Source organism: Variovorax boronicumulans, assembly GCF_040544675.1.
GTDB lineage: Bacteria > Pseudomonadota > Gammaproteobacteria > Burkholderiales > Burkholderiaceae_C > Variovorax > Variovorax boronicumulans_D.
This window is the reverse complement of record NZ_JBEPKK010000008.1, coordinates 41,533-67,311: the sequence shown is the minus strand read 5'-3', so window position 1 is coordinate 67,311 and position 25,779 is coordinate 41,533. Positions and strand designations below refer to the sequence as shown.

25 protein-coding genes and 1 other RNA gene are annotated in these 25,779 nt (G+C 65.0%); 10 read left to right on the top strand and 16 right to left on the bottom strand.

The features are described 5' to 3' along the window. Nucleotides 1-63: 63 nt before the first annotated feature. From ABIC90_RS15730 to gyrA, 14 genes are all read right to left on the bottom strand, one after another. Nucleotides 64-1,365: a TRAP transporter large permease gene (locus ABIC90_RS15730; RefSeq protein ID WP_354355456.1), complete on the bottom strand. Its 1,302-nt coding sequence runs from the start codon at nt 1,363-1,365 to the stop codon at nt 64-66. After that, complete coding sequence (locus ABIC90_RS15725) at nt 1,358-1,867, bottom strand: TRAP transporter small permease (protein ID WP_354355454.1); 510 nt, start codon at nt 1,865-1,867, stop codon at nt 1,358-1,360. Before ABIC90_RS15725 ends, ABIC90_RS15730 begins: the two co-directional genes overlap by 8 nt. A 21-nt stretch (nt 1,868-1,888) precedes the next feature. Beyond that, nucleotides 1,889-2,857, bottom strand: coding sequence for a TRAP transporter substrate-binding protein (locus ABIC90_RS15720; protein ID WP_354355452.1), 969 nt, complete (start codon nt 2,855-2,857; stop codon nt 1,889-1,891). Nucleotides 2,858-3,012: 155 nt separating this feature from the next. Next, entirely contained in the window at nt 3,013-3,333 is a 321-nt protein-coding gene (locus tag ABIC90_RS15715; protein WP_354355450.1) for a ComEA family DNA-binding protein, read from the bottom strand. A gap of 140 nt (nt 3,334-3,473) precedes the next feature. Beyond that, nucleotides 3,474-4,649, bottom strand: coding sequence for a lipopolysaccharide assembly protein LapB (gene lapB / locus ABIC90_RS15710; protein ID WP_354355448.1), 1,176 nt, complete (start codon nt 4,647-4,649; stop codon nt 3,474-3,476). Further along, the gene (locus ABIC90_RS15705; protein WP_354355446.1) at nt 4,639-4,977 is read right to left on the bottom strand and encodes a LapA family protein; all 339 of its coding nucleotides are present in this window, start codon (nt 4,975-4,977) and stop codon (nt 4,639-4,641) included. Before ABIC90_RS15705 ends, lapB begins: the two co-directional genes overlap by 11 nt. 46 nt (nt 4,978-5,023) lie before the next feature. Next, complete coding sequence (locus ABIC90_RS15700) at nt 5,024-5,347, bottom strand: integration host factor subunit beta (RefSeq protein WP_013540224.1); 324 nt, start codon at nt 5,345-5,347, stop codon at nt 5,024-5,026. Between the two features lie 86 nt (nt 5,348-5,433). Next, nucleotides 5,434-7,122, bottom strand: a complete 1,689-nt coding sequence (gene rpsA / locus ABIC90_RS15695; protein ID WP_354355443.1) for a 30S ribosomal protein S1 — start codon at nt 7,120-7,122, stop codon at nt 5,434-5,436. A 240-nt stretch (nt 7,123-7,362) separates the two neighbouring features. Then, entirely contained in the window at nt 7,363-9,390 is a 2,028-nt protein-coding gene (locus ABIC90_RS15690; RefSeq protein WP_354355441.1) for a bifunctional 3-phosphoshikimate 1-carboxyvinyltransferase/cytidylate kinase, read from the bottom strand. Between the two features lies 1 nt (nt 9,391). Beyond that, the gene (locus tag ABIC90_RS15685) at nt 9,392-10,285 is read right to left on the bottom strand and encodes a prephenate dehydrogenase (RefSeq protein ID WP_354355439.1); all 894 of its coding nucleotides are present in this window, start codon (nt 10,283-10,285) and stop codon (nt 9,392-9,394) included. Between the two features lie 16 nt (nt 10,286-10,301). After that, nucleotides 10,302-11,423 carry a prephenate dehydratase gene (gene pheA, locus ABIC90_RS15680; RefSeq protein ID WP_354355437.1) on the bottom strand — a complete coding sequence of 374 codons (1,122 nt, stop codon included), beginning with the start codon at nt 11,421-11,423 and terminating at the stop codon, nt 10,302-10,304. Nucleotides 11,424-11,450: 27 nt separating this feature from the next. Beyond that, a complete protein-coding gene (gene serC / locus ABIC90_RS15675; protein ID WP_354355791.1) occupies nt 11,451-12,518 on the bottom strand; it encodes a 3-phosphoserine/phosphohydroxythreonine transaminase in 1,068 nt (355 codons plus the stop codon). Nucleotides 12,519-12,587: 69 nt separating this feature from the next. Further along, nucleotides 12,588-13,181, bottom strand: coding sequence for a DUF2059 domain-containing protein (locus ABIC90_RS15670; RefSeq protein WP_354355435.1), 594 nt, complete (start codon nt 13,179-13,181; stop codon nt 12,588-12,590). After that, nucleotides 13,178-15,823, bottom strand: coding sequence for a DNA gyrase subunit A (gyrA, locus tag ABIC90_RS15665; protein WP_354355433.1), 2,646 nt, complete (start codon nt 15,821-15,823; stop codon nt 13,178-13,180). Before gyrA ends, ABIC90_RS15670 begins: the two co-directional genes overlap by 4 nt. Before the next feature lie 224 nt (nt 15,824-16,047). On the opposite strand from gyrA, the gene ompA reads away from it, so the two are divergent. From ompA to ssrA, 4 genes are all read left to right on the top strand, one after another. Continuing rightward, complete coding sequence (ompA, locus tag ABIC90_RS15660) at nt 16,048-16,698, top strand: outer membrane protein OmpA (protein ID WP_354355431.1); 651 nt, start codon at nt 16,048-16,050, stop codon at nt 16,696-16,698. 130 nt (nt 16,699-16,828) lie between these two features. Continuing rightward, nucleotides 16,829-17,557, top strand: coding sequence for a bifunctional 2-polyprenyl-6-hydroxyphenol methylase/3-demethylubiquinol 3-O-methyltransferase UbiG (gene ubiG, locus ABIC90_RS15655; protein WP_354355789.1), 729 nt, complete (start codon nt 16,829-16,831; stop codon nt 17,555-17,557). Next, entirely contained in the window at nt 17,554-18,222 is a 669-nt protein-coding gene (gene gph, locus ABIC90_RS15650) for a phosphoglycolate phosphatase (protein WP_354355428.1), read from the top strand. Before ubiG ends, gph begins: the two co-directional genes overlap by 4 nt. A 12-nt stretch (nt 18,223-18,234) precedes the next feature. Beyond that, nucleotides 18,235-18,621, top strand: a transfer-messenger RNA (tmRNA) gene (gene ssrA, locus ABIC90_RS15645). A 104-nt stretch (nt 18,622-18,725) separates the two neighbouring features. On the opposite strand, the gene ABIC90_RS15640 is transcribed toward ssrA, so the two are convergent. Next, complete coding sequence (locus ABIC90_RS15640; protein WP_354355426.1) at nt 18,726-18,926, bottom strand: hypothetical protein; 201 nt, start codon at nt 18,924-18,926, stop codon at nt 18,726-18,728. A 9-nt stretch (nt 18,927-18,935) separates the two neighbouring features. After that, the gene (locus tag ABIC90_RS15635) at nt 18,936-19,214 is read right to left on the bottom strand and encodes a hypothetical protein (RefSeq protein ID WP_354355424.1); all 279 of its coding nucleotides are present in this window, start codon (nt 19,212-19,214) and stop codon (nt 18,936-18,938) included. A 50-nt stretch (nt 19,215-19,264) separates the two neighbouring features. Between ABIC90_RS15635 and ABIC90_RS15630 the strand changes: the two genes are divergently transcribed. The 6 genes from ABIC90_RS15630 to ABIC90_RS15605 all read left to right on the top strand — a co-directional run bounded on the left by ABIC90_RS15630 (nt 19,265) and on the right by ABIC90_RS15605 (nt 25,779). After that, on the top strand, nt 19,265-19,528 hold the full coding sequence (locus ABIC90_RS15630; protein ID WP_354355422.1) for a hypothetical protein: 264 nt from the start codon (nt 19,265-19,267) through the stop codon (nt 19,526-19,528). 166 nt (nt 19,529-19,694) lie between these two features. Next, a complete protein-coding gene (locus ABIC90_RS15625) occupies nt 19,695-21,290 on the top strand; it encodes a class I SAM-dependent methyltransferase (protein ID WP_354355420.1) in 1,596 nt (531 codons plus the stop codon). A gap of 49 nt (nt 21,291-21,339) precedes the next feature. After that, nucleotides 21,340-23,073 carry a gamma-glutamyltransferase gene (ggt, locus tag ABIC90_RS15620; RefSeq protein WP_354355418.1) on the top strand — a complete coding sequence of 578 codons (1,734 nt, stop codon included), beginning with the start codon at nt 21,340-21,342 and terminating at the stop codon, nt 23,071-23,073. A 56-nt stretch (nt 23,074-23,129) separates the two neighbouring features. After that, on the top strand, nt 23,130-23,879 hold the full coding sequence (locus ABIC90_RS15615) for a pseudouridine synthase (RefSeq protein WP_354355416.1): 750 nt from the start codon (nt 23,130-23,132) through the stop codon (nt 23,877-23,879). An 81-nt stretch (nt 23,880-23,960) separates the two neighbouring features. After that, nucleotides 23,961-24,971, top strand: a complete 1,011-nt coding sequence (locus tag ABIC90_RS15610; protein WP_354355414.1) for a YncE family protein — start codon at nt 23,961-23,963, stop codon at nt 24,969-24,971. Continuing rightward, nucleotides 24,955-25,779, top strand: a complete 825-nt coding sequence (locus tag ABIC90_RS15605; protein WP_354355412.1) for a polysaccharide deacetylase family protein — start codon at nt 24,955-24,957, stop codon at nt 25,777-25,779. The genes ABIC90_RS15610 and ABIC90_RS15605 overlap by 17 nt, the downstream gene beginning before the upstream one ends.

Here is a 25,779-nt window from a genome sequence, read left to right as displayed (position 1 = left end):
TGCCCCCGGTAGGGGGTTGGAGAAGCGACACGAAGTGCGCGAAGCCTGGGGGCGAGCTCAATCTCAGGGCGCCATCTGCTGCGGCAGCCACGTCACCAGTTGCGGCACGAAGTAGATGATCAGCACCGCCGCGGCCATCAGCAGGAACATCGGCAGCGTCACCCGCGCGATGTAGAGCAGGTCCTTGCCCGTCATGCCCTGCAGCACGAACAGGTTGAAGCCCACGGGCGGCGTGATCTGCGCCGCCTCGACCACCAGCACGATGAAGATGCCGAACCAGATCGGATCGATGCCGGCCGCGGTGACGGTCGGCATGATGACGCCCATGGTCAGCACCACCATCGAGATGCCGTCCAGAAAGCAGCCCAGCACGATGTAGAAGGCGGCGAGCATCACGATCAGCTGGAACTTCGACAGGCCCAGCGAGCCGATCCATTCGGCCAGGTGGCGCGGCAGGCCGATGTAGCCCATGGCGAGCGTGAGGAAGGCCGCGCCCGCCAGGATCAGCGCCATCATGCAGTAGAGCCGCGTGGCACCCAGCAGCGCCTCCTTGAAGCTGTGCCAGGTCAGCGAACCCTGCGCCCCCGAGATGACCATGGCACCGACGACACCCACCGCAGCCGCCTCGGTGGCCGTGGCGATGCCCGCGTAGATGGAGCCCAGCACCGACAGGATCAGCAGCGCCACGGGAATCAGCGACAGCGAGGCCTTGAGCTTTTCAAGGAACGGCAGCTTTGCGTCGGCCGGCGGCACGCGGTCGGGATGGCGCAGCGCCCAGAACACGATGTAGCCCGAGAACAGCAGCGCGAGCAGGATGCCCGGGATGACGCCCGCGATGAACAGCCGCGCGATCGACACGTCCGCGCTCACCCCGTAGACGATCATGATGATCGACGGCGGAATCAAGAGGCCCAGCGTGCCGGCACCGGCCAGCGTGCCGATGACCATGTCGTCGGGGTAGCCGCGGCGCTTGAGCTCGGGCAGGCTCATCTTGCCGATGGTGGCGCAGGTGGCCGCGCTGGAGCCCGAGACCGCGGCAAACACCGCGCAGCCCACCACGTTGGTGTGCAGCAGCCGGCCCGGCAGGCTTTGCATCCAGGGCGCGAGACCCTTGAACATGTCCTGCGAGAGCCGCGTGCGGAACAGGATCTCGCCCATCCACACGAACAGCGGCAGCGCGGTGAGCGTCCAGCTCGAAGCCGATCCCCAGATGGTCACGGCCATGGCGTCCCCGGCGGGGCGGGACGAGAAGATCTGCATGGCGATCCAGGCCACACCCGAGAGCGTGAGGCCGATCCAGACGCCGCTGCCCAGGATGAGGAACAGCGCGGCGATCAGCAGGCCGGCAATGGCGATGTCACTCATGGCGAAGCGCCTCCGCGTCTGCGGACTTGGCGGGGCGGCCACGCCACTCGATCACGAACTCGTCCAGCGCCGCGACGGCGAAGACGATGGCACCGAGCGCCATCGACAGCTGCGGTATCCACAGCGGTGTGGCGTCGTTGCCGGTGGAGATGTCGTGGTAGTCGAGCGACTGCCAGACCAGGCGCACGCTGTACCAGGCAAAAAGCAGCGCGAGCAGCGCGGCGGCGCCCATGGCCCAGCGTTTGAGCCAGCGCTGCGCTGCGGGCGGCAGGTGCTGCAACACCAGCGTCACGCGGATGTGTTCGCCGCGCTTGAGCGTGTGCGCCAGCGCCAGGAAACCCGCGCCGGCCATCAGGTAGCCGGCGTAGGCGTCGATGCCGGGAATGTTGAAGTGAAGCTGCCGGCCGATGATGGACAGGAGCACCATCGTCAGCAGGCCGATCATGGAAAGCGCCGCCAGTGCGGCGGCGCTCATGTAGAGAAGATCAAGCGTCTTGCGCATCGGATGCAGTTCGGGGCCGCGTCACATCTTCTTGTAGGCGTCGACCACCGCCTGGCCTTCGGCGCCGGCCTTCTCTGTCCACTCCTTGAGCATGGTGTCGCCGACCTTCTTCATGTCGGCCTTGAGTTGTGCCGAGGGCACGTGCACCGTCATGCCGTTCTTCTTGAGCAGGTCCAGGTATTCGACGTTCTTTTTCTTCGACAGGTCCCAGCCGCGCTTTTCAGCGTCCGCCGCGGCCTTGAGCACCGCGTCCTGCGTGGGCTTGTCGAGCGCGTCGAAGGCCTTCTTGTTCATGAGCACCGCGTTCTTGGGAAGCCACGCCTGGGTGTCGTAGAAATTCTTGATGTACTCGTAGGTCTTGGTGTCGTAGCCGGTGGAGCCCGAGGACATGTACGACTCGATGACGCCGGTGGCCATGGCCTGGGAGAGCTCGGCCTGCTGGACCGTGACGGGTTGCGCGCCGACGAGTTCGCCGATGCGCGCGGTGGCGGGGCTGTATGCACGCCACTTCACGCCCTTCAGGTCGGCGGCGGAGGCGATTTCCTTCTTCACGAAGATGCCCTGCGGCGGCCATGCGACGGTGTAGAGCAACTGGATGCCCTGCTCGGCCAGCTTTTTCTCGAGCGCCGGTTTCTGCGCCTGGTAGAGCTTCCAGGCCGCGTCGTAGCTGTCGGCCAGGAACGGAATGCCGTCGGCACCGAACATCTGCCATTCGTTCTGGTAGTTCACCAGCAGGATCTCGCCCAACTGTGCCTGGCCGCCTTGCACCGCGCGCTTGATTTCGGGCGCCTTGAACAGCGAGGCATTGGAATGCACCGTGATCTTGAGCTTGCCGCTGCTGCCCTTGTCCACATCGCTCGCGAACTGGGTGATGTTCTCGGTGTGGAAGTTGCTCGCCGGGTAGGCGGTGGGAAGGTCCCATTTGGTCTGCGCGAAGGCTGCGGTGCCGAAGGCGAGGCCAGCGAGGGCAATGCCGAACTTGTGATTCATGAGGGCTCCGGAACGTATGAAAGTGAAAACGAAAATGAGCATACGTGCAAAATCCGGGCCATCTCTGAGGCATTTCCCTGCCTGCTTCCCCGCTTTGGGGCGCGCATGAAAAAGCCGCCCGAAGGCGGCTTTGCTTTGCATCGATGCGGGCAGGTTCAGGGCTTGGCGGCCTTGGAAGGCTTCGATTCCTTCGGCGCCGCGGCGGCCGCACCACCGAAAGACTGGCCGTTGACAGTGAGGCCTTCGGCCGAGAGCTTTTCAGCCGTCTTTTCCTTCACGCCCTTCACGCGCTGCATGAGGTCGGGCCAGTCCTTGAATTCGCCTTGCTTGCGCGCGTCGAGGATGCGCTTGGACATGGCGGGGCCCACGCCCTTGAGTCCGTCGAGCTCGGCTTCGGTGCCCTTGTTGGCATCGACGGCGGCGAAAGAAGCGAAGGCGAACAGCATGGCCGAGACGGCCAGAATCTTCTTGAACATGGTTGAAAAACTCCCTGATTTGTTGATATGACTGACAGCCGACAGAAGCGTCGGCTGGCGTTCAACGAGATCAGGGAAAGGGGCGTTGACGAGGTCGTCGCCCCGGTGACCATTGTTCTGAAACGTGGTCGAAACCTTGCTCAGAGTTCTTCGACGCGGCGCGGCGGATAGCTGTCCCAGGCCTGGCAGCCGGGGCAGTGCCAGAAGTACTGGTGCGCCTCGAAGCCGCAGGCGGCGCATCGGTAGCGCATGAGCGGCCGGGTGGCCTGGTCGAGCGCGCGCTGCACCTGCGGATGGAACTGCTCGTTCTCGAAGCGCTCGCCGGCGAGCCAGCGCGACGCGGCTACCAGCGAAGGCTGGTTCGCGAGGTGGGCGATGTAGCCGTCGCGCGGGGTGGGCGGCTGTTCGTCGTCGGCGCTTGCCGCGGACGGTGCGCCGCCCAGTGCGATCAGTGCCTCCAGCACATCGATCGAGGGCGATTCGGTGTAGCGCCGCTGCAGCAAGGCCAGCGCCTCGGGTTCGCGGTGCGCAGCCACAGCCGCCTGCTGCAATGCGGCGGCATAGAGCGGCAGTGCGAGCGGTGCGGTGTCGCTCAGGGCCACCAGCGTGTCGAAGGCGGCGGCCGCATCGCCGCTGCGCAGTTGCAGCGTGGCGGTGTCGATGGCGGGGCGGGGCGCCTCCGGGGCCAGCGCCACGGCCTCCGCGAGCAGCTTGGCGGCGGCTGGCAGATCGCCGGCGGCCACGCGCTCGGTGGCTTGTTCGCACAGGTGGTGCGCGCGGCGTGTGGCGTAGCTCGCCTGGTCGGATTCGTCGAGTTTCTGGGCCACGTCGGCGGCCTGCGTCCATTCGCGCGAACGCTCATAGATGGCCAGCAGCGAGAGGCGCGCCTCGTTTTCGTAGCGCGTGCCTTCGAGCTTCTGCAGCGCCGCTTCGGCGCGGTCGAGCAGGCCAGCGCGCAGGAAGTCCTGCGCGAGCGCGTGCTGCGCGCGTTCGCGGTCGGCGCGGCTCAGGTCGCCGCGGCCCAGCAGATGCTCGTGCACGCGCACGGCGCGCTGGTATTCGCCGCGCCGGCGGAAGAGATTGCCGAGCGCGAAGTGCAGCTCCTGCGTGTCGGGGTCGTTCTGCACAGCCTCGATGAAGGCGTCGATGGCCTGGTCCTGCTGCTCGTTGAGCAGGAAGTTGAGGCCCCGAAAGTAGGCCTTGGGCGCCTGCCGGTTCTCGAGCTTGAGCTGGCGGATGTCGAAGCGCGATGCGAGCCACCCGAGCACGAAGGCGACGGGCAGGCTGATCAGCAGCCAGCTGGGATCAAAGTCCATGTTGACGTACGGCGGGGAGGTCGGTGGCGGAGATGGGCGTCGGCGCGGCAGGCGCGGTTGCGGCGGGCGATGCGGCTGCGGTGGAGGTGTCGGTGGCGGTCGAGGGCAACTGCGCGGCGGCGGCGCGGTGTTTCCACCAGCCCGGCAGCATGCCGAGCGCGCCGACCACGAGCCCGCCCGCGAAGGCCGCGAGCACGACCAGCACCAGCGGCGCGCGCCAGTTCGTGCCGAAGAAGAAATAGACGGTCGCGTCGTGCTGGTTGTTCAGCGCGAAAGCGAAGAGCGTAAAAAAAATGGCTGCCTTGAGCAGCCACAGGAGGTATTTCATAGCCGTTCCCGTTGCCGGGGGCATTCTACGTTTGCATCCATGCGGATCAGGCCTTGCGACCCTTGGCTTCCTTGGCGTCGAGCTCGGCGGTCTTTGCGTCCACGGCCTCGCGCAGGGCCTTGCCCGGCTTGAAGTGCGGCACCCGTTTTTCGGGGATCTGCACGCTCTCGCCCGAACGCGGATTGCGGCCGATGCGCGGCGGGCGCCGGTTGACCGAGAAGCTGCCGAAGCCGCGGATCTCGATGCGGTGCCCGCGCACCAGCGCGTCGCTCATGGCGTCCAGGATGGTCTTGACGGCGTATTCGGCATCGCGGTGCGTGAGCTGCGCAAAGCGCGCTGCGAGTTCTTCGACGAGGTCAGAGCGGGTCATAGAGGCCAGTGCGGAGAAAACGTGGACGAAAAAAAAGACAGAGTGGCCAAGCTGAAAGCCTGGCCTGCTCTGTCTTCGGACTCAGCTTACTTGCTGTCGTTGTTGTCGAGCTTGGCGCGCAGCAGGGCGCCCAGGCTCGTCGTGCCTGCGTTTTCGCGGGCCGACTGCTGGCTCAGGTTGGCCATGGCGCCTTGTTCGTCGACCATGTCCTTCTGCTTGATCGACAGCTGGATGTTGCGGGTCTTGCGATCCACGTTCACGACGATGGCGGTGACTTCGTCGCCTTCCTTGAGCACGTTGCGGGCATCTTCGACGCGGTCGCGCGAGATTTCCGAAGCGCGCAGGTAGCCGAGGATGTCCTCGCCCAGGTCGATTTCAGCGCCGCGGGCGTCCACGGTCTTGACCTTGCCGGTCACGATCTGGCCCTTGTCGTTCACGGTGGTGAACGTGGTGAACGGATCGCTGTCGAGCTGCTTGATGCCCAGGCTGATGCGTTCGCGGTCGACGTCGACGGCCAGCACGAGCGCTTCGACTTCCTGGCCCTTCTTGTAGTTGCGAACGGCGGTTTCGCCGGCTTCGTTCCACGAGAGATCCGAGAGGTGAACCAGGCCGTCGATGCCGGCAGCCAGACCCACGAACACGCCGAAGTCGGTGATCGACTTGATCGGGCCCTTGACGCGGTCACCGCGCTTGGTGTTCTGCGCGAACTCTTGCCACGGGTTGGCCTTGCACTGCTTCATGCCCAGGCTGATGCGGCGCTTGTCTTCGTCGATTTCCAGGACCATGACTTCGACTTCGTCGCCCAGCGAGACGATCTTGTTCGGAGCGATGTTCTTGTTGGTCCAGTCCATCTCGGACACGTGCACCAGGCCTTCGATGCCGGGTTCGAGTTCGACGAACGCGCCGTAGTCGGCAATGTTCGTGACCTTGCCGAACAGGCGGGTCGATTGCGGGTAGCGGCGCGAAACGCCCATCCACGGGTCGTCGCCCATTTGCTTCAGACCCAGCGAGACACGGTTCTTTTCGGTGTCGAACTTGAGGATCTTGGCGGTGATTTCCTGGCCGGCCTGAACGACTTCGCTCGGGTGGCGAACACGGCGCCATGCCATGTCGGTGATGTGCAGCAGGCCGTCGATGCCGCCGAGGTCCACGAACGCACCGTATTCGGTGATGTTCTTGACCACGCCGCGGACAACAGCGCCTTCCTTCAGGGTTTCCATCAGCTTGGCGCGTTCTTCGCCCATGCTGGCTTCGACCACGGCACGGCGCGACAGCACGACGTTGTTGCGCTTGCGGTCGAGCTTGATGACCTTGAATTCGAGGGTCTTGTTTTCGTACGGGGTCAGGTCCTTGATCGGACGCGTGTCGATCAGCGAGCCCGGCAGGAATGCGCGGATGCCGTTGACCAGCACGGTGAGACCGCCCTTGACCTTGCCGCTGGTGGTGCCGGTGACGAAGTCGCCCGATTCCAGGGCCTTCTCGAGGGCGAGCCACGAAGCGAGGCGCTTGGCGGTGTCGCGCGAGAGGATGGTGTCGCCGTAGCCGTTTTCAACGCTGCCGATGGCAACGGAAACGAAATCGCCGGCCTGGACTTCGAGTTCGCCCTTGTCGTTCTTGAACTCCTCGATCGGCACATACGCTTCGGACTTCAGACCGGCGTTGACGACGACGTGGTTGTGTTCGACACGCACGACTTCGGCCGTGATGACCTCGCCGGTGCGCATTTCGGAACGCTTCAGGGACTCTTCGAACAGATCGGCAAAAGATTCAGACATTTATGGTTCCTTCCGTCAGGCAGGGTTGGCAGGCGCTATTGCGAAATTGCGTGCGACTGCTGTGTGTCTGGAGACGGCGGTTTTGTGGGTTTTTTGGATATAAACCCGGGTTGGTTGAACAACCAGAAGGCCGGTGCGCTGTCGCGCGAGAAGAGCCTGCTGGAGCGGTAGGCGCCAGCCGGACAACCCGGTTGGCGCGAGCCTTTCAAGCGGACTTGAAGGGCTGCCGGTTCAATCCGCTCAAGCGGGCTTGAACGGTTGAATTTGCTGCCACCAGTTCAGCACCGTATCGATCGATTTCTCGATGGACAGCTGGGAGTTGTCGAGGTGGCGGGCATCCTGCGCCGGTTTGAGAGGCGCAACGCTGCGGGAGGAGTCCCGGGCATCGCGTGCTTCCAAGTCGGAGCGAAGACTATCGAGTGTAGTCGAAATACCCTTTGAAATCAATTGCTTATGGCGCCGTTCCGCTCTCTGGGCCGCACTGGCCGTGAGGAAGACCTTGAGCGGCGCGTCGGGGAAGATCACGGTGCCCATGTCGCGGCCGTCGGCGACCAGGCCCGGGAGCTGGCGAAAGCGTTGCTGCAGCGCCAGGAGCGCCTCCCGCACGGCGGGCAGCGTGGAGACGCGCGAGGCGTCCATGCCGGCCGCTTCGGTGCGGATCTCGTCGCTCACGTCCTCGCCGTCCAGCATCACCTTGCCCTCGATGAACTGCAGGGGCAGGGCGGCCGCCAGGGCCGCGATCTGCGCTTCGTGCTGCCGATCGGCGCTGAGGCCGGCGCGGCGCATGGCAAGGCCGGTCACGCGGTAGAGCGAGCCTGAATCGAGGTAGTGATAGCCCAGAAGGCGCGCCACTTCGGCCGCCAGCGTGCCCTTGCCCGAGGCGGTGGGGCCGTCGATGCAGATCACCGGCACTTCGGCTGCCTCGGCGACCGAGAACAGGGTTTCGAAGTAATCGGGGAAGGTTTTGGCCACGCAATGGGGCTCGAGGATGCGCACCGGCACGCCCGCCGGGTTGAACGCCGCGAGCGAAAAGCACATGGCCACCCGGTGGTCGTCATACGTGCGGATGCTCGCCGCCTGCCAATCGGCCTGTGCGAGCGGGTGCACGCGGATGAAGTCGGGGCCCGCCTCGACCGTGGCGCCGAGCTTCTTGAGCTCGTTGGCCATGGCGTCGATGCGGTCGGTTTCCTTCACCCGCCAGCTGGCGATGTTGCGCAGCGTGCTCGGGCCGTCGGCATAGAGCGCCATGACGGCGAGCGTCATCGCGGCGTCGGGGATGTGGTTGGCGTCGAGGTCGATGGCCTGGAGCGGCCAGGCGCCGCGGCGCACTTCGAGCCAGTTCGGCCCGCTGTCGACCAGGGCGCCCATCTGCCGGGCGGCGTCGATGAAGCGGATGTCGCCCTGGATCGAGTCGGCGCCCACGCCTTCGATGCGGATGCCGTTCTTTCCGGCAACGCCCGTCGCGATGGCGCCCAGTGCGATGAAATAGCTGGCTGACGAGGCGTCCGCCTCGACGTGGATGTCGCCTGGCGAGCTGTAGCGGCTGCCCGCGGGAATGGTGAACCGCTCCCAGCCGTCGCGCCGCACCGCAATGCCGAAACGCGCAAGCAGGTTCAGCGTGATCTCGATGTAGGGCTTGGAAATCAGCTCGCCGATCACCTCGATCACGATGTCGCGCCCCGCCGAAGGGCCGCCCGCGGCAAGGGGCAATGCCAGCAGCAGGGCCGTCAGGAACTGGCTCGACACATCGCCGCGCACGCGGATCGGCGCGTCGAGGACCAGGTCGCCGTGGTCCACGGGATGGATGCGCAGCGGCGGGTAGCCGGGGTTGCCGAGGTAATCGATGTGGCAACCCAGCTGCGTGAGCGCATCGACCAGGTCGCCGATGGGCCGCTCGTGCATGCGCGGCACGCCGCTCAGTTCGAATTCGCCGCCCAGCAGCGACAACGCCGCGGTCAGCGGACGCATGGCCGTGCCGGCGTTGCCCAGGAACAAGGGCAGCAGCGTTTCGCTGGGCTTCAGCTGGCCGCCCAGGCCGGTGATCTGCACTGTGCTCCCAGCAGGCTGGATGCCGCAGCCGAGTGCGCGCAGTGCAGCGAGCATCACGCGCGTGTCGTCGGAATCGAGCAGGTCGTGGATGGTGGTGGTGCCGCTCGCGAGCGCGGCCAGCAGCAGCACGCGGTTGGAAATGCTCTTGGAGCCCGGCAACTGCACAGTGCCTGCGGCGCCTGTGAGGGGCGGGAGATCGAGGAACGCCGTGGAGAACATGTCAGGAATCCTGCCGGGCCGAGGCGTCGGCGTTCGAATTGGGCTTCCAGGCCGCGCGGGCCTTGCTCGCGGCAGCGATGGATTGCTCCAGCGCCTGCAGGTCGCCTGCGGCCATCAGTGCCTCGAGATCGTCCAGCGCCTTTCGGAAAGCCTGCGATTGCAGCAGCACCTGCTCGCGGTTGGCGAGCAGCACGTCGCGCCACATGACGGGGTCGCTCGCGGCGATGCGCGAAAAATCTCTGAAGCCCGGCCCCGCGAGGCTGAGAAAGCGGTCGCCTTGCGGCTGCGAGGTGAGGGCGTTGGTGTACGCGAATGCCAGCAGGTGCGGCAGGTGGCTCACGGCGGCGAAGGAGGCATCGTGCTCCTCATGCGTCATCGTGACGACGTGGGCGCCGATGCCGCTCCACACCTGCGAGGCCCGTTGCACGTTGGAGCGCAGCGTGGCCTTGACGGGGGTCAGCACCACCTGGCGGCCAGTGAACAGCGAGGCCTCGGCATGCTCGATGCCCGAGACTTCCTTGCCGGCGATCGGATGCGCGGGAACGAAGTTGGCGAACTGCTTTTGAAGGCCGTTGCGCGCGGCTTCGATGACGTCGCCCTTGGTCGAGCCGACGTCCATCACCAGCGTCTCGCTGGAGATGCCGTGGCGGATGGCCTTGAACATGGCCTCCGACGCGGCCACCGGCACGGCCAGCAGCACCAGGTCGGCGCCGGATACCGCCAGCAGCGCGGAAGGCGCGACCACGTCGATCACGCCGAGCTGGCGCGCCCGCTCTGTGGTGGACGGCGACTTGCTGTAGCCGACCACGCGTTTCACCAGCTTCGCGCGCTTGAGCGCGAGCGCAAAGGAGCCGCCCATGAGGCCGCAGCCGATCAATCCCAGTTGCTCGAACATCGTGTGTCTGTCCGGCTCAGGCTTTGATGGGGTAGGCGCCGAGCACCTTGTAGAACGCGCAGAGACCGCGCAGTTCGGCCAGCGCCGCAGCCACGTTGGGCTGCGAGGGATGGCCGTCCAGGTCGATGTAGAAGTAGTACTCCCACTGGCCGGTGCGCGCTGGGCGCGATTCGAAGCGTGTCATCGAGACGTTGTTGGCCTTCAGCGGCACCAGGAGGTCGTGCACCGCGCCGGGCCGGTTCGGCACCGAGACGATCAGGCTCGTGCAGTCCTTGCCCGATGCTGGCGGCATCGCCAGCGTTTGCGGAAGGCAGATCACCGAGAAACGGGTGCGGTTGTACGAATCGTCCTGGATGGCGTGCGCCACGATGTGCAGGCCGAAGCGGGTGGCGGCGCGTTCGCCGGCGAGTCCGGCCCAGGCCGGGTTGGTGGCCGCGAGGCGTGCGCCTTCGGCGTTGCTCGACACGGCGCGGCGCTCGGCATTGGGCAGGTGCTTGGACAGCCAGGTCTGGCATTGCGCGAGCGCCTGCGGATGGGCCAGCACGGCCTCGATACCTTCGAGCGAGTTTTCGCTGCGCAGCAGGTGGTGACGTACCAGCAGGCTGACTTCGCCGACGACATGGGTGGGCGAATGCAGGAACAGATCGAGCGAGCGGGTGACCACGCCTTCGGTCGAGTTCTCGACGCCGACCACGCCGTACTGGGCGCTGCCCGCGGCCGTGGCGTGGAACACTTCGTCGAAGCTCGCGCAGTAGATCAGGTCGGCGGCGCCACCGAAATACTCGATGGCGGCCTGCTCGCAGAAGGTGCCTTCGGGGCCGAGCACAGCCACGCGTTGCGGCGACTCAAGCGCCAGGCAGGCCGACATGATCTCGCGCCAGATGGCCGCCACATGCAGGTCCTTGAGCGGACCGCCATTGCTTTTCTGCATCTTGTCGATGACGGCGGCAACGCGGTCAGGACGAAAGAAGGGCGTACCCTCGCGCTTCTTGACCTCGCCGACCAGCTCGGCCACATGGGCGCGCTCGTTGAGCAGGCTGAGCAGGCGTTGGTCGAGCGAGTCGATCTGCACGCGCAGATCGGCAAGGCTTTCGGAGTTGTCGTTGGAGGAGGGCGGTGTGGGTGCGGAGGCGGTCATCGGTGCGAGCAGCTAGGGCGCATGCGCCTAGGCATGCGATCGCGCGAATTCTCGCATGTAGCCCACGAGCGCCTGCACCCCTGCCAGCGGCATGGCGTTGTAGAGGCTGGCCCGCATGCCACCGACCGACTTGTGGCCCTTGAGTTGCAGCAGTCCGGCCTCGCGCGCGCCGGCCAGGAAGGCTTCGTTGCGGCTTTCGTCGGCGAGGAAAAAAGGAACATTCATGCGCGAACGGCAGCTGGCATCGATGCGGTTGGCATAGAAGTCGGAGCCGTCGATGAAGTCGTACAGCAGCTTCGCTTTTTCGATGTTGCGCTGCTCCATCGCGGCCACGCCGGTGAGCGCCCCTTCGGTCTGCTGCTTCAGCCACTGGAAGGTGAGCCCCGCCATGTAGATGCCCCAGGTCGGCGGGGTGTTGTACATGGAGTTGTTGTCGGCAACGGTCTTGTAGTTGAAAGCGCTCGGGCAGATCTCGAGCGCATGGCCCAGCAGGTCGTCGCGCACGACCACGATCGTGAGGCCCGCGGGCCCCAGGTTCTTCTGCGCACCGCCGAAGGCAAGGCCTACGCGGGTCCAGTCGACGCTGCGCGAGGCGACATGCGACGAGAAATCGATGACCAGCGGCGCATCGCTGCCTAGCGCGGCGAGGTCGGGCAGCTCCTGGAACTCGATGCCGTTGATGGTCTCGTTGGTGCACAGGTGCACGTACGACGCGTCTTTACTGAGTTGCCAGGTCGCGGGGTCGGGGAGTTGGGTGTGCTGGTTGTCTGCATTGCTCGCAGCAATGCGCGCACTGCAATAGCGCTGCGCTTCCTTGTGCGACTTGATGCTCCAACTGCCGGTGATCACGAAGTCGGCGCTTTTGCCGCGCGAGAGGTTCATCGGCACGATGGCGTTTTCGCCCAGCCCGCCACCCTGCATGAACAGGATGTGGAAGTGCGAAGGCACGGCCAGCAGCGCGCGGATGTCGGCTTCGGCCTGCGTGCAGATGGCGCCGAATTCCTTGCCGCGATGGCTCATTTCCATCACGCTCATGCCGCTGCCTTGCCAGTCGAGCATTTCGGAGGCGGCGCGTTGCAGCACCTCCTCCGGCATGGCAGCCGGACCGGCCGAGAAGTTGTAGGGGCGCTTGCCGGCCGGCGTCTGCTGCTGGGTCACGTTGCTTTACTTCTTGGCGGGGGCCTTGGCTGGCGCCTTGGCGGGTGCGGAACCTTGGGCTGCGCCACCGTCGGTGGGTGCGCCGAGGGCCTTGGCGACGTTGGTGTCCAGTGCACGCATCTTGGGTTCGATGGTGGCGCGGGTTTCGGCCACCAGCTTTTCCGTCAATGCGGTCTGCATCTTGGGGTTCAGGTCCTGGTACTTCTTGCTGAGCGGCGAGTTGATCCACGCCAGCAACTGCCTGAGTTCTTCTTCATTGAAGTTCTGCTCCAGCAGCGGCGTCAGCGCGCCCGGTGCCAGTTGCACAGCCTTGTCGCGCACGATGGGGTAGGCGTCGTCGAAGTACTTCTTCAGTTCGGCGTCGGCTGCCTTGGCGGCCGATTCGCGCTTGGCTTCAGGCACTTGCGTCTGCAGGTACTGCGAGCCGGCCTGGGCGATCGGCGAGCTCGATTGCTCGACCAGACCGCGTGCCAGCGATTCGATGCCGGGACGCTGGATGTCGACAAACTGCTTGATGAGCGCGGCCTTGTCCTGGGCCATGGCGGCCATCGAGCTGCTGGCCAAAGCTACCGTCAGAAGTGCGAGTTTGATTTTTTTCACTGAGGATTCTCCGTTGAAGATGTGGAAGTGTCGTCTGCGTCCGGCTCGCTCTCGCCGTTCGCGTCGTTCTCGACGATACGTTGTAGCCCGCTGAGTTTGGCGCCTTCGTCGAGCCCGATCAGCGTGACGCCTTGCGTCGCGCGACCTAGTTCACGAATTTCGGCAACACGGGTGCGCACAAGCACGCCCTTGTCGGTGATGAGCATGATCTCATCGTCCGCATGCACGAGGGTGGCGGCAACGACCTTGCCGTTGCGCTCACTCTGTTGAATCGCGATCATGCCTTTGGTTCCGCGACCGTGTCGCGTGTATTCCGTAATGCTTGTTCGCTTTCCGTAACCATTTTCCGTGGCGGTGAGCACGCTTTGCTGTTCGTCCTCGGCCACGAGCATGGCGATCACGCCCTGGCCTGGGTCCAGTGACATGCCGCGCACGCCTCGCGCATTGCGGCCCAGGGGGCGGACGTCGTCCTCGGCGAAACGCACGGCCTTGCCGCCGTCGCTGAAGAGCATCACGTCGTGCTTGCCGTCGGTCAGCGCCGCACCGATCAGGTAGTCGCCGTCGTCGAGGTTGACAGCGATGATGCCGCCCTTGCGCGGGTTGTTGAATTCGTCGAGCGCCGTCTTCTTGACCGTGCCCATCGAGGTGGCCATGAACACATACTGGTCCGCCGGGAACACGCGCTTTTCGCCGGTCAGCGCCAGCACGACGTTGATCTTTTCGCCTTCCTGCAGCGGGAACATGTTGACGATCGGCCGGCCGCGCGAGCCGCGCGAGCCCGCGGGCACTTCCCACACCTTGAGCCAGTACAGGCGGCCGCGGTTCGAGAAGCACAGGATGTAGTCGTGGGTGTTGGCAATGAAGAGCTGGTCGATCCAGTCGTCTTCCTTCGTTGCCGTGGCCTGCTTGCCGCGCCCGCCGCGCTTCTGCGCGCGGTACTCGCCCAGGGGCTGGCTTTTGATATAGCCGCTGTGCGAGAGCGTGACGACCATGTCGGTCGGGGTGATCAGGTCTTCGGTCGACAGGTCGAAGGCGCTGTGCTCGACCTGGCTGCGGCGCGCGCCCACCTTGGTCTGGCCGAATTCATGACGGATGGTGCCGAGTTCGTCGCCGATGATGACCGATACGCGCTCGGGCTTGGACAGGATGTCGAGCAGATCGTCGATCTCTGCCATGACTTCCTTGTACTCGGCAACGATCTTGTCCTGCTCCAGGCCGGTCAGGCGTTGCAGGCGCATCTGCAGGATTTCCTGCGCTTGGGTGTCCGAGAGGCGGTAAAGGCCGTCGCCGCCCATGCCGAAATTGCGTTCGAGGCCTTCAGGGCGATAGTCGTCGGCGTTGATGACGCCGCCGTCCGCGCGCGAACGCGTAAGCATTTCGCGCACCAGCTTGCTGTCCCAGCTGCGGGTCATGAGCTCTGCCTTGGCGACAGGCGGCGTCGGCGATTCGCGGATGATGCGGATGAACTCGTCGATGTTGGCCAGCGCCACTGCCAGGCCTTCGAGCACATGGCCGCGTTCGCGTGCCTTGCGCAGCGTGAAGACGGTGCGGCGCGTGACCACTTCGCGGCGGTGCTGCAGGAAGACCTGGATCAGGTCCTTCAGGTTGCACAGCTTGGGCTGGCCGTCGACCAGCGCCACCATGTTGATGCCGAAGGTGTCCTGCAGCTGCGTCTGCTTGTAGAGGTTGTTCAGCACGACCTCGGGCACCTCGCCGCGCTTGAGTTCGATCACCAGGCGCATGCCCGACTTGTCGGACTCGTCCTGGATGTGGCTGATGCCTTCGATCTTCTTTTCGTGCACCAGCTCGGCCATGCGCTCCTGCAGCGTCTTCTTGTTGACCTGATAGGGGAGCTCGTCGACGATGATCGCCTGGCGCTGGCCGCGGTCGATGTCCTCGAAATGGCACTTGGCGCGCATCACGACCTTGCCGCGACCGGTGCGGTAGCCGTCCTTCACGCCGTTGATGCCGTAGATGATGCCGGCGGTGGGGAAGTCGGGCGCGGGCACGATTTCCATCAGCTCGTCGATGCTGGCTTCGGGGTTGCGCAGCAGATGCAAACAGGCGTCCACCACCTCATTCAGGTTGTGCGGCGGAATATTGGTGGCCATGCCGACCGCAATACCGCCCGAGCCATTGACCAGCAAATTAGGCAACTGGCTCGGCAAAACTTTGGGTTCTTTTTCGGAGCCGTCGTAATTGTCTTGAAAGTCGACAGTTTCCTTGTCGATATCGGCCAGCATTTCATGTGCAATTTTGGCCAGCCGGATTTCCGTATAACGCATTGCAGCTGCGTTGTCTCCGTCCACCGAACCGAAGTTGCCCTGGCCATCCACCAGCATGTGGCGCATAGAGAAGTCCTGCGCCAACCGCACGATGGTGTCGTAGACGGACTGATCGCCGTGCGGGTGGTACTTGCCGATCACGTCGCCCACGATACGAGCGGACTTCTTGTAAGGGCGGTTCCAGTCGTTGTTGAGTTCGTGCATGGCGAACAGCACGCGCCGATGCACCGGCTTGAGGCCGTCGCGTGCGTCGGGAAGCGCTCGGCCTACGATCACGCTCATGGCGTAGTCGAGATAGCTGCTGCGCATTTCCTCTTCAAGACTGATGGGCAGGGTTTCTTTGGCGAAGGAGGTCATGGGCAAGAGGCTGGCGGCAGGAAGGCGAAATTTTACGCTGCGAGGGGTGTCGCACCGCCGCAACACAAGGCCGCTATTCCGCCTCCGTCCTACGCTTCGGGGGTGTCCTGCGGCCTGTTTGCCAAAGACCCTATGGCACAATCGCCTCAACGTTTTGGGTGGTGGTCACTTAAAGCGTCCTTGATTCGCAGCGCGGCTGCGGCTTTTTCCCCAAGAGGAGAACCATGAAGAAACTGAATAAAGTGGCGATGATGTTTGCAGTCGCTGCGCTCGCCACTGCCGCCGGCGCGCAGACCCGTGTCACCGCTGCGGACGGCGGTCCTACGATCGACAACTGGCAAAACGGCACCGGCGAACTGGTCTGGAAGAACGGTACGAACGAACTGTGCTGGCGCGATGCCAACTGGACGCCGGCTACCGCCGCCGCCGGTTGCGACGGCGCTCTGGTCCGCCCCGCTGCTGTCGCTCCGACGCCCCCCGGCGTGACGCCTGCGCGCCCCGCACCGCCTGCCGTGGCTGCTTCGAAGGTGACCTTCGCTGCTGACGCGTTCTTCGACTTCGACAAGTCGGTTCTGAAGCCTGAAGGTCGCGCCAAGCTGACCGATCTGGTCGAGAAGATCCGTGGCGTCAACCTCGAAGTGATCATCGCTGTGGGCCATACCGACTCGATCGGTTCGGACGCCTACAACCAGCGTCTGTCGGTGCGCCGTGCCGAAGCCGTCAAGGCCTTCCTGGTCTCGAAGGGCATCGAACGCAACCGCGTCTACACCGAAGGCAAGGGCGAGAAGCAGCCAGTGGCTGACAACCGCACCAAGGAAGGCCGCGCCAAGAACCGTCGCGTGGAAATCGAAGTGGTTGGCACCCGCGCCAACTAATCAATCGATTCCATCGATGATGAAAACCCCGCTTCGGCGGGGTTTTTTTATGCCTGCTGAATTTGCCGATGGAGATTCATCAAGGCTTTTTCCGGCACGCGACGTCCATTGCTCGCTTCATAATTGCCGCATGACAGAAAACGTGAATGCCGATCCGGCTGAACTCGCCAAGTTTTCAGAACTTGCGCATCGGTGGTGGGATTTGGACAGTGAATTCCGCCCTTTGCATGAAATCAATCCATTGCGCCTCGAATGGATTGACGGCATTGCGCCAATTTCAGAGCGCCGCGTGCTCGATATCGGTTGCGGCGGCGGCATTCTGGCCGACTCGATGGCCCGCAAGGGCGCCGACGTGCTGGGCATCGACCTTGCCGGCAAGGCGCTGAAAGTGGCCCAACTGCATGCGCTCGAAGCCGGAACGCGGGGCGTCAAGTACCGGGAGATCAGCGCCGAGGCCCTTGCCGCCGAGCAACCGGGCAGTTTCGATGTCGTCACTTGCATGGAGATGCTCGAGCATGTGCCCAAGCCGGCCTCGGTGATCCAGGCCTGCGCCACACTGGTCAAGCCCGGCGGATGGGTGTTTTTTTCGACCATCAACCGCAACCTGAAGTCCTTCGCGCTGGCAATCGTGGGCGCCGAATACATCCTCGGCATGTTGCCGCGCGGCACCCATGAATACGCAAAACTCATCCGTCCCAGCGAACTCGCAGCCTACTGCCGTGCGGCCGGCCTGGACCTGCGGCACACGCGCGGCCTGGAACACAACCCCCTGACCCGCCGCTACTGGCTCAGCGGCGACACCAGCGTCAACTACATGTTCGCAACGCAGAAGCCATCGTTGCCGGGTTCGCAGCAATGAAGCGCATGGCGACGCAAGCCGTGCTGTTCGACCTCGACGGCACGTTGATCGACAGCGCGCCCGATTTGGGCGCAGCAGCCGACAAGATGCGAACCGATCGAGGCTTGGCCTCCTATGCGCTGGAACGATATCGTCCGTTTGCAGGCTCGGGTGCGCGGGGCATGCTCGGTGTGGCATTCGGCATCACGCCCGATGCGCCGGAGTTTCCCGAGCTGAGAGAAGAGTTTTTTGTGACCTACGAGCAGCGCATGCTGCTCAACACGCAGGTGTTCGATGGCGTGCAGGCGCTGATCGATGCGATCCAGGCGCGTGGGTTGTTGTGGGGCGTGGTGACCAACAAGTCGATGCGGTTCACCGATCCGCTGACCCGCGCCATGCCGCTTTTCGCAAGCGCCGGTGCCATCGTGAGCGGTGACACCACGCCGCATGCCAAGCCACACCCCGAGCCGCTTCATGAGGCGGCGCGCCGGTTGGGCGTTCCTTCCGAGGCTTGTATCTATGTCGGCGACGACGAGCGCGACATCATTGCGGGCCGCGCTGCCGGCATGCGAACCGTCGCGGCCACCTACGGTTACATGGGTTCTAAAGCCGATGCCGCGCTCTGGGAGGCCGATGCTTCAATCTCTTCGCCCCTTGAGCTCTTGCAATGGCTCAATAGCGCCTAAAATGGGAAGCTTGGGGCTGCACTGGTTTCGACGTGGGTTCGGAGTCGCAGCGGGGCATGTCGAGCTGAATGCGCTCGTAAAACAGATTCAAACAAACTAACTGCAAACGACGAACGTTTCGCACTCGCTGCTTAATTGCCAGTGAGCTTTGCAACAGCAGGCCGATGGGCTGGGCAAGGGGGTGACAGAGCAATCTGAAACCTCCCGGCTGCAAAGATAATTACATGGGCTGGTTCCGATCCGGGTACCTTGGGTCGGGGCGAGAAAATAGGGTGCTGGCGTCCGGTTTAGCGTGTGACTGCGCGACTCCGGAAGCGAGACTCAAATCAGATCACTAAGCATGTAGAACTGCGCGATGAAGGCTTGCGGACGGGGGTTCAAATCCCCCCAGCTCCACCACTCCACGGAACGGAAGTCGTTGTGATCAACGGCTTCCGTTTTTTTTATTTGAGCCTACCCGCATGCGCTGGTGGCTGCGCCGCCCTAACCGCTGGTGCAGCGGCTCAGTAGCACTGAAACAGCACGCCGGACTCGGCAGGTGCTCTGCCGATCCATTTCGGCGTCAGGCTTTTCGCGCTGCAGTAGTCCGCCGCCAGCGTGTAGCTTGGCGCGCGAAGCACGCCTTCGCGAAACGGCACGATCTCGTTCGGGGCCGAGCAGCCGGTGATCACCAAAGCAAGCGGGAGGAGTGTGCGCCAATTCATCGGGCCATTCTAAGACGCCGGATCTGCGGCCGAAGGCAGCTTGCGCGCCGGATACAGGTACTTGGCGTAAGGCCCCGGTTTGCCGAACAGCTGCTGCGCGAGCAGCACCGGGTCTTCGCCGTTGTGCTTTTCGTAGAGCACTGGTCCCCAGATGATGAATCCGTCGATGTTCAGGCTCATCGGCGCCGGCTCGATCGCCTTCCAGGCATGAGCGAATTTCGAGATCCAGGCGAGGGCCTCCGTCAGTGCGTGATTGGGGGCGGGGCCTGTGTCGTCGGTCTGGGGCATGGCAGCATCCTTGATGAGAATACTGTACAAATATACAGTAAAATATCGCCATGAATCAGTTGCCCGCCACGCTCTGGATCGCTGCCTGCGCGCATCAGTTGCAGCAGCGCTGGCACAGCGTCGACACCCTCGAGCTGGAGGACCTTGCGCGCCACCTCCGGCACGATGCGCGGCTGCGCGCGATGCGACCCGACGAAGCCGCCCTGGATTGGTTGCGCCCCATCACCGACGGCGCGCAGTCCGCGTCTGCCATCGCGCCATCTGGCGCCAGCCGGCTCTGCCCGCCCACGCGCCAGCGACCGTTTTCTCCTTGACGGGTTCGCCGTCCTCCGCCGGTTCAACCTGTGCGGGGTCCTTGATGCAATGCCAGCAGAAAGGCTTCGACCCAGCTTCCCGGCTGGGTTTTTTTTGCCTGATCGCAAGGCTTATAGTCGGCGAGCGCTGTCACATCGCGGCGCTCCCAGACCCCGAAGGACGCTCGTGCCGGATTCATTGACTTCCACGCTGACCAGCTATTACGACGCGGTGCCCTACGACTCGCACCCGTTCCCCCAGTCGGCCGTGGAGCACCTCGAAGCCCTGGCCTTCCTGTTCGGACTCGATGCCCCCGCTCCGGCCACCGCGCGCGTGCTCGAACTCGGCTGCGCGGCCGGCGGCAACCTGATTCCCTTTGCGGCGCGCCATCCCGAAGCGCGCGCGCTCGGCGTCGACTTGTCCAGAGTGCAGGTGGCGCAAGGTGCCGCGGCCATCGCGCACGCGGGTCTCTCGAATGTGGAGCTCAGGGCTTTCGACATCTCCCAGATCGACGCCTCGTTCGGCCAGTTCGACTACATCATCTGCCACGGCGTCTACAGCTGGGTGCCGGGGCCGGTGCAGGACGCGATCCTGCGCATCTGCGCCGAAAATCTGGCGCCGAACGGTGTGGCGTATGTGAGCTACAACGTGTATCCCGGCTGGAAGGCGCGCGAGATCGTGCGCGACGCGATGATCCTGCGCGGCGGCCCGCGCGACACGCCGGAAGAAAAGCTCTCCTACGCACGCGGCATGCTCGAGTTCCTCGAACAGTCGGCACGCCCCGACAGCGTGCTCAAGAAGACGCTCGATGAGGCCATGCCGATCGTGCGCGGTTCCAGCAGCTATTACCTGCTGCACGAGTTCCTCGAGCCCTGCAACGAGCCTTGTTATTTCAAGGAGTTCGCCGCGCGTGCGGATGCCCGCGGACTGGCCTACCTGTGCGATGCCGAGCCGTCGACCATGTTCGTGCAGAACTACGGCGAGAAGGTGCGCGACCCGCTGCTGCGCGAATGCGGCAGCAGCCAGATCATGATGGAGCAGTACCTCGACTTCCTGGTCAACCGGACCTTCCGCCAAACCTTGCTGGTGAAGCAGGAGCGCGCCAGGGACATCCGTTATCGCCTGGACCCTGCGCGTATTCGGGCGCTGGAGTTCGCGGGCGTGTTCGACACCGAAGACCAAGGCCCGCTCACGCTCGATGCCCGCGAGCAATCCTGCCATGCGATACGCAGCCTCAAGGTCACGCTGCGCGTGCCGGTGCACAAGGCGGTGGCGCAATTGCTGCACACGAACTACCCGGCCTCCCTGTCGGCCGAGGCGCTGATCGATGCTGCCGGCGAACTCACGGGCGAGCCTCGCGCGTCCGTCGAAAAAACCGTGCTGGCCATGCTCGAAGAGCTGGTGATCCTGGGCGCGCTGCGAATCCGGCGCACCCCGGTGCCTGCGGCCGTTGCGGTGTCCGCCTTGCCGCAGGCGTTGGCCGCCATCCGCAGTGCGCCTGGCCTGGCCCTGGCGGGCGGTGCGAATGCCCACGCCTGCAACCAGTGGCACGAATCCATAGGGCTCACCTTGCTGGAGCGCAGCCTGCTGCCGCTGCTGGACGGTGCGCATTCGCACGAAGCACTGGCCGAGCACCTGGCGGCCGAAGTGCGCGCCGATCGCCTGCGCTTCATCAAGGACGACAAGCCGCTGACCGAGCCTGCGGCGCTGAAGGCGTTCGCGAGGGAACAGGTGGCGCTGGCCCTGCGCGACCTGCGGCGCAAGGCGCTTCTGACGGCCTGATACCGCGCACTTCCACATTCTTCATCCGACGCAAAGAGGAGACCTTCACATGCACTCATTCCACTGGACCCCAATACTGCGCGCCGCCGTCGCGGCGGCGCTCGCGCTCACCGCGGGCGCATCGCAGGCCGCATCGCAGGCGCCCGTTGCGGCCGAGCACGGCATGGTCGTGAGCGCGCAGCACCTGGCCACCAAGGTCGGCGTCGACGTGCTCAAGCGCGGCGGCAACGCGGTCGATGCAGCGGTGGCCGTGGGCTACGCGCTGGCGGTGGTGTACCCGGCGGCGGGCAACCTGGGCGGCGGCGGCTTCATGACCTTGCAGCTGGCCGACGGCCGCAAGACCTTCCTCGACTTCCGCGAGAAGGCCCCGCTGGCCGCCACGGCCAACATGTACCTGGACAAGGACGGCAACGTCATCAAGGGCCTGAGCACCAACGGCCACCTTGCCGTCGGCGTGCCGGGCTCGGTGTCGGGCATGGAATACGCGCGCGAGAAATACGGCACCATGAAGCGCGCCGAGCTGATCGCCCCCTCGATCCAGCTGGCCGACAAGGGCTTCGCGCTGGAGCAGGGCGACATCGACATGCTGTGGACCTCCACCGCCGATTTCCAGAAAGACCCCGTCTCCGGCGCGATCTTCCTGAACAAGGGCCAGCCTTTCCAGGTCGGCCAGAAGCTGGTGCAGAAAGACCTCGCCAAGACGCTGAAGGAAATCAGCGCCAAGGGCACCGACGGCTTCTACAAGGGCTGGGTCGGCAAGGCGATCGTGGCATCGAGCCAGGCCGGCAAGGGCATCATCACCCAGGCCGACCTCGACCAATACAAGACGCGCGAGCTCGCGCCCATCGAGTGCGACTACCGCGGCTACCGCGTGGTGTCGGCGCCGCCCCCCAGCTCGGGCGGCGTGATCATCTGCGAAATGCTCAACATCCTGGAGGGCTATCCGCTCAAGGACCTGGGCTTTCGCTCGGCGCAATCGGTGCACTACCAGATCGAGGCCATGCGCCATGCCTACGTGGACCGCAACAGCTACCTGGGCGACCCGGACTTCGTGAAGAACCCGCTCGACCGCCTGCTCGACAAGGGCTATGCCGAAAAGATCCGCGCCGTCATCGATCCGAAGAAGGCCGGTGTCTCCAAGGACATCAAGCCCGGCGTCGCGCCGCATGAAGGCAGCAACACCACCCACTACTCGATTACCGACCAGTGGGGCAATGCGGTCTCGGTCACCTACACGCTGAACGACTGGTTCGGCGCCAAGGTCACGGCCGACAAGACCGGCGTGCTGCTGAACAACGAGATGGACGACTTCACCGCCAAGATTGGCGTGCCCAACATGTACGGCCTGGTGCAGGGCGAAGCCAACGCCATCGCCCCGGGCAAGCGCCCGCTGAGCTCGATGAGCCCGACCATCGTGTCCAAGGACGGCAAGCCGGTGTTCGTGGTCGGCACGCCCGGCGGCAGCCGCATCATCACGGCGGTGCTGCACACCATCCTGAACGTGGTCGACTACGGCATGAACGTGCAGGAGGCCGTCGATGCGCCGCGCTTCCACCAGCAATGGCTGCCTGATGTCACCAACGTCGAAACCTACGCGATCAGCCCCGACACCCGCAAGATCCTGACCGACATGGGCCACAACCTGGGTGTGCCGCAGCCGGCCAACCACATGGCGGCGATCATCGTGGGCGCGCCGTCGCTGGGCGGCAAGCCGGTGGGTGCCAACCGCTTCTACGGCGCGAACGACCCCCGCCGCAACACCGGCCTGGCCGCCGGGTACTGATACTGCAAACTCCAGGGCGGTCGTGCCATGCCGGCGCGGCCGCTTTTTTCATTTCCATGCACCTGCAAGACATCCTCTACACCCAGGGCTTCGGCACGCGACGCGTGTGCGCGGGGCTGGTCCAGCAAGGCTACGTGACCGTCGCGGGCCAGGTGGTCGACGACCCCTTCGCCGAGCTTGAACCCGAAGGCCTGCTCTTCACCGTGCAGGGCGTCGGCTGGGCCTATCACGAGAAGGCCTACCTGATGCTGCACAAGCCGGCCGGCACCGAATGCTCGCAGAAGCCCTCGACCTACCCGAGCATCTACACGCTGCTGCCGTCGCCGCTGCGCCTTCGGCCCAACAAGGGCGCGGTGCAGGGCGTGCAGGCCATCGGCCGGCTCGACCAGGACACCACCGGCCTCCTGCTGATGACCGACGACGGCCAGTTCATCCACAAGATGGGTTCGCCCAAGCACCACGTGCCCAAGGTCTACGAGGTGACGGCCAAGCACCCGGTGGACGAGGCGCAGATCGCCAAGCTGCTGGCCGGCGTGGTGCTGGACGACGACCCGAAGCCGGTGCGCGCGGCCGCCTGCGAATCCGACAGCCCGCTGCACCTTCGGCTCACGCTCACCGAGGGCAAGTACCACCAGGTCAAGCGCATGCTGGCCGCGGTGGGCAACCGGGTCGAAGGGCTGCACCGTTCGCGCATCGGCGACTTGTCTCTGCCCGAAGCACTGGCGCCGGGGCAGTGGCGCTGGCTGACCGCCGAAGAGGTCGCGGCGCTGCGCGCGCCCACAAAGCCTGCCAAACCACCGAAATAGGGGATGGAAAGAGCCGCGGGCCGGTCAGCCAGCCATCAGTCCTGACCGTTAAGCTTGTCAGCACTTTCCCGGAACATTCCCTTGCGACTCCCCGCCCGCCCGAACGGCCGCATCGCGGCCTTCCTGTTTTCGTCCCTCGCTCTCTTGCTGGCCCACGGCGCCGCCGCCGCCGCACCGCCCGAGCTCCCTCCCATCTTTGTGCTGAACTCGCTGGACGCCAATGTCAGCGTGATCAATCCGGTCGACTGGACCGAGAAGCTGCGCATTCCCACCGGCAAGGAGCCGCACCACATCTACATGACGCCCGACGAAAAGTCGGTCATCGTGGCCAATTCGGCAGGCGATTCGCTCACCTTCCTCAACCCCAAGACGGCGGAAGTCCAGCGCGTGGTCTACGGGATCATCGACCCGTACCAGCTGCAGTTCTCGCGCGACATGAAGTGGTTCGTCACCGCGGGCAACCGCCTGAACCATGTCGACATCTACCGCTGGGACGGCAAGGACCTCAAGCTCGCCAAGCGCATCGCGTCGGGCAAGACGCCCAGCCACATCTGGATCGACAACACCAGCACCATCGCCTACGTGACGATGCAGGACAGCGACGAGCTGATCGCCATCGACCTGCCCACGCAGGCCATCCGCTGGCGCATCGCCACCGGCGCGATGCCGGCCGACATCTTCGGCGTGCACAACGACAAGACCCTTCTCGTGGGCCTGACCGGCAGCGACGGCGTGCAGGTGTTCGACGTGGCCGGCACCGAGCCCAGGCTGGTCGGCAAGATCCCCACCGGCAAGGGCGCCCACGCATTCCGTTCGGCCGGCGATGGCAAGAGTGTGTTCGTGAGCAACCGGGTGGCCAACACCATCAGCCGCATCGACATTGCGACGCTGAAGGTCAGTGCGAACTACGCGGTGCCCGGCGGCCCCGACTGCATGGACGTGTCGGCCGACGGCAAGACGCTGTACGTCACCTCGCGCTGGGCCAAGAAGCTCACGGTGGTCGACCTGGCGACCCAGAAGGTGGTGCGCCAGGTCAATGTCGGCCGCTCTCCCCATGGCGTCTGGACGCTCGACCATGCCAAGCGCATCTAGGCACGCCGGCGGTACAAGCCGCGCGAGCCGTTTTACCGCGCTGGCGGTCGCCGTTGCCCTGGCGCCCGCCGCCTGGGCGCAGGGCGGCACCTGCGAAAAGCCGGTCTACCTGACCTTCGACACCGGCCACATGGGCATTGCCCCGCTGGTGGCCGACGTGCTCAAGCGGCAGAACGTGCGCGTCACTTTCTTTGCCGCCGCTGAACGCACCCAGACCGACGGCGACAGCCTGGACAACCACTGGGCGCCGTGGTGGAAGGCGAGGGCGGCCGAAGGCAACGAGTTCGCCTCGCACACCTACGACCACACCTACTGGCGCGCCGACCTCAAGGGCACCACGCCCAGCTTCCGGGTGAAGCCCTCGGCAGGCGCATTCGCCGGCCGCGAGTTCACCTGGAGCGCGGCCGAATACTGCGCCAACATCGGCAAGGCCTCCGACCGGCTGGCCCTCATCACCGGCAAGAAGCCGCTGCCGCTGTTCCGCGCGCCGGGCGGCAAGACCTCGCCCAAACTCCTCGCGGCCGCCAAGGCCTGCGGCTACGCGCACGTGGGCTGGGCGCCCGCCGGCTTCCTCGGCGACGAGCTGCCGAGCGAGAAATTCAGCAACGAGAAGCTGCTGACGCAGGCGCTGGACACCATCCGCCCCGGCGACATCCTGCTGGCCCACCTGGGCATCTGGTCGCGCAAGGACCCGTGGGCGCCGGCCAATCTGGAGCCGCTGATCGTCGGCCTGAAGGCCAAGGGCTTCTGCTTCGAAACCCTGCGCCAGCACCCGGACTACCGCGCCTGGATCGCATCCCATCCCTGA

Excerpts from the sequence above, each read along its gene's own strand:
- ABIC90_RS15720 (WP_354355452.1), bottom strand. The coding sequence starts at position 2,857 with ATGAATCACAAGTTCGGCATTGCCCTCGCTGGCCTCGCCTTCGGCACC.
- ggt (WP_354355418.1), top strand. The coding sequence starts at position 21,340 with ATGCACTCATTCCACTGGACCCCAATACTGCGCGCCGCCGTCGCGGCG.
- ABIC90_RS15725 (WP_354355454.1), bottom strand. The coding sequence starts at position 1,867 with ATGCGCAAGACGCTTGATCTTCTCTACATGAGCGCCGCCGCACTGGCG.
- pheA (WP_354355437.1), bottom strand. The coding sequence starts at position 11,423 with ATGACCGCCTCCGCACCCACACCGCCCTCCTCCAACGACAACTCCGAA.
- ABIC90_RS15690 (WP_354355441.1), bottom strand. The coding sequence starts at position 9,390 with ATGTTCTCCACGGCGTTCCTCGATCTCCCGCCCCTCACAGGCGCCGCA.
- ABIC90_RS15630 (WP_354355422.1), top strand. The coding sequence starts at position 19,265 with ATGAATCAGTTGCCCGCCACGCTCTGGATCGCTGCCTGCGCGCATCAG.
- ABIC90_RS15730 (WP_354355456.1), bottom strand. The coding sequence starts at position 1,365 with ATGAGTGACATCGCCATTGCCGGCCTGCTGATCGCCGCGCTGTTCCTC.
- ABIC90_RS15615 (WP_354355416.1), top strand. The coding sequence starts at position 23,130 with ATGCACCTGCAAGACATCCTCTACACCCAGGGCTTCGGCACGCGACGC.
- gyrA (WP_354355433.1), bottom strand. The coding sequence starts at position 15,823 with ATGACCTCCTTCGCCAAAGAAACCCTGCCCATCAGTCTTGAAGAGGAA.
- ompA (WP_354355431.1), top strand. The coding sequence starts at position 16,048 with ATGAAGAAACTGAATAAAGTGGCGATGATGTTTGCAGTCGCTGCGCTC.
- lapB (WP_354355448.1), bottom strand. The coding sequence starts at position 4,649 with ATGGACTTTGATCCCAGCTGGCTGCTGATCAGCCTGCCCGTCGCCTTC.
- ABIC90_RS15635 (WP_354355424.1), bottom strand. The coding sequence starts at position 19,214 with ATGCCCCAGACCGACGACACAGGCCCCGCCCCCAATCACGCACTGACG.
- ABIC90_RS15705 (WP_354355446.1), bottom strand. The coding sequence starts at position 4,977 with ATGAAATACCTCCTGTGGCTGCTCAAGGCAGCCATTTTTTTTACGCTC.
- ABIC90_RS15685 (WP_354355439.1), bottom strand. The coding sequence starts at position 10,285 with ATGTTCGAGCAACTGGGATTGATCGGCTGCGGCCTCATGGGCGGCTCC.
- rpsA (WP_354355443.1), bottom strand. The coding sequence starts at position 7,122 with ATGTCTGAATCTTTTGCCGATCTGTTCGAAGAGTCCCTGAAGCGTTCC.
- ABIC90_RS15640 (WP_354355426.1), bottom strand. The coding sequence starts at position 18,926 with ATGAATTGGCGCACACTCCTCCCGCTTGCTTTGGTGATCACCGGCTGC.
- ABIC90_RS15715 (WP_354355450.1), bottom strand. The coding sequence starts at position 3,333 with ATGTTCAAGAAGATTCTGGCCGTCTCGGCCATGCTGTTCGCCTTCGCT.
- serC (WP_354355791.1), bottom strand. The coding sequence starts at position 12,518 with ATGCCGGAGGAGGTGCTGCAACGCGCCGCCTCCGAAATGCTCGACTGG.
- gph (WP_354355428.1), top strand. The coding sequence starts at position 17,554 with ATGAAGCGCATGGCGACGCAAGCCGTGCTGTTCGACCTCGACGGCACG.
- ABIC90_RS15700 (WP_013540224.1), bottom strand. The coding sequence starts at position 5,347 with ATGACCCGCTCTGACCTCGTCGAAGAACTCGCAGCGCGCTTTGCGCAG.
- ubiG (WP_354355789.1), top strand. The coding sequence starts at position 16,829 with ATGACAGAAAACGTGAATGCCGATCCGGCTGAACTCGCCAAGTTTTCA.
- ABIC90_RS15605 (WP_354355412.1), top strand. The coding sequence starts at position 24,955 with ATGCCAAGCGCATCTAGGCACGCCGGCGGTACAAGCCGCGCGAGCCGT.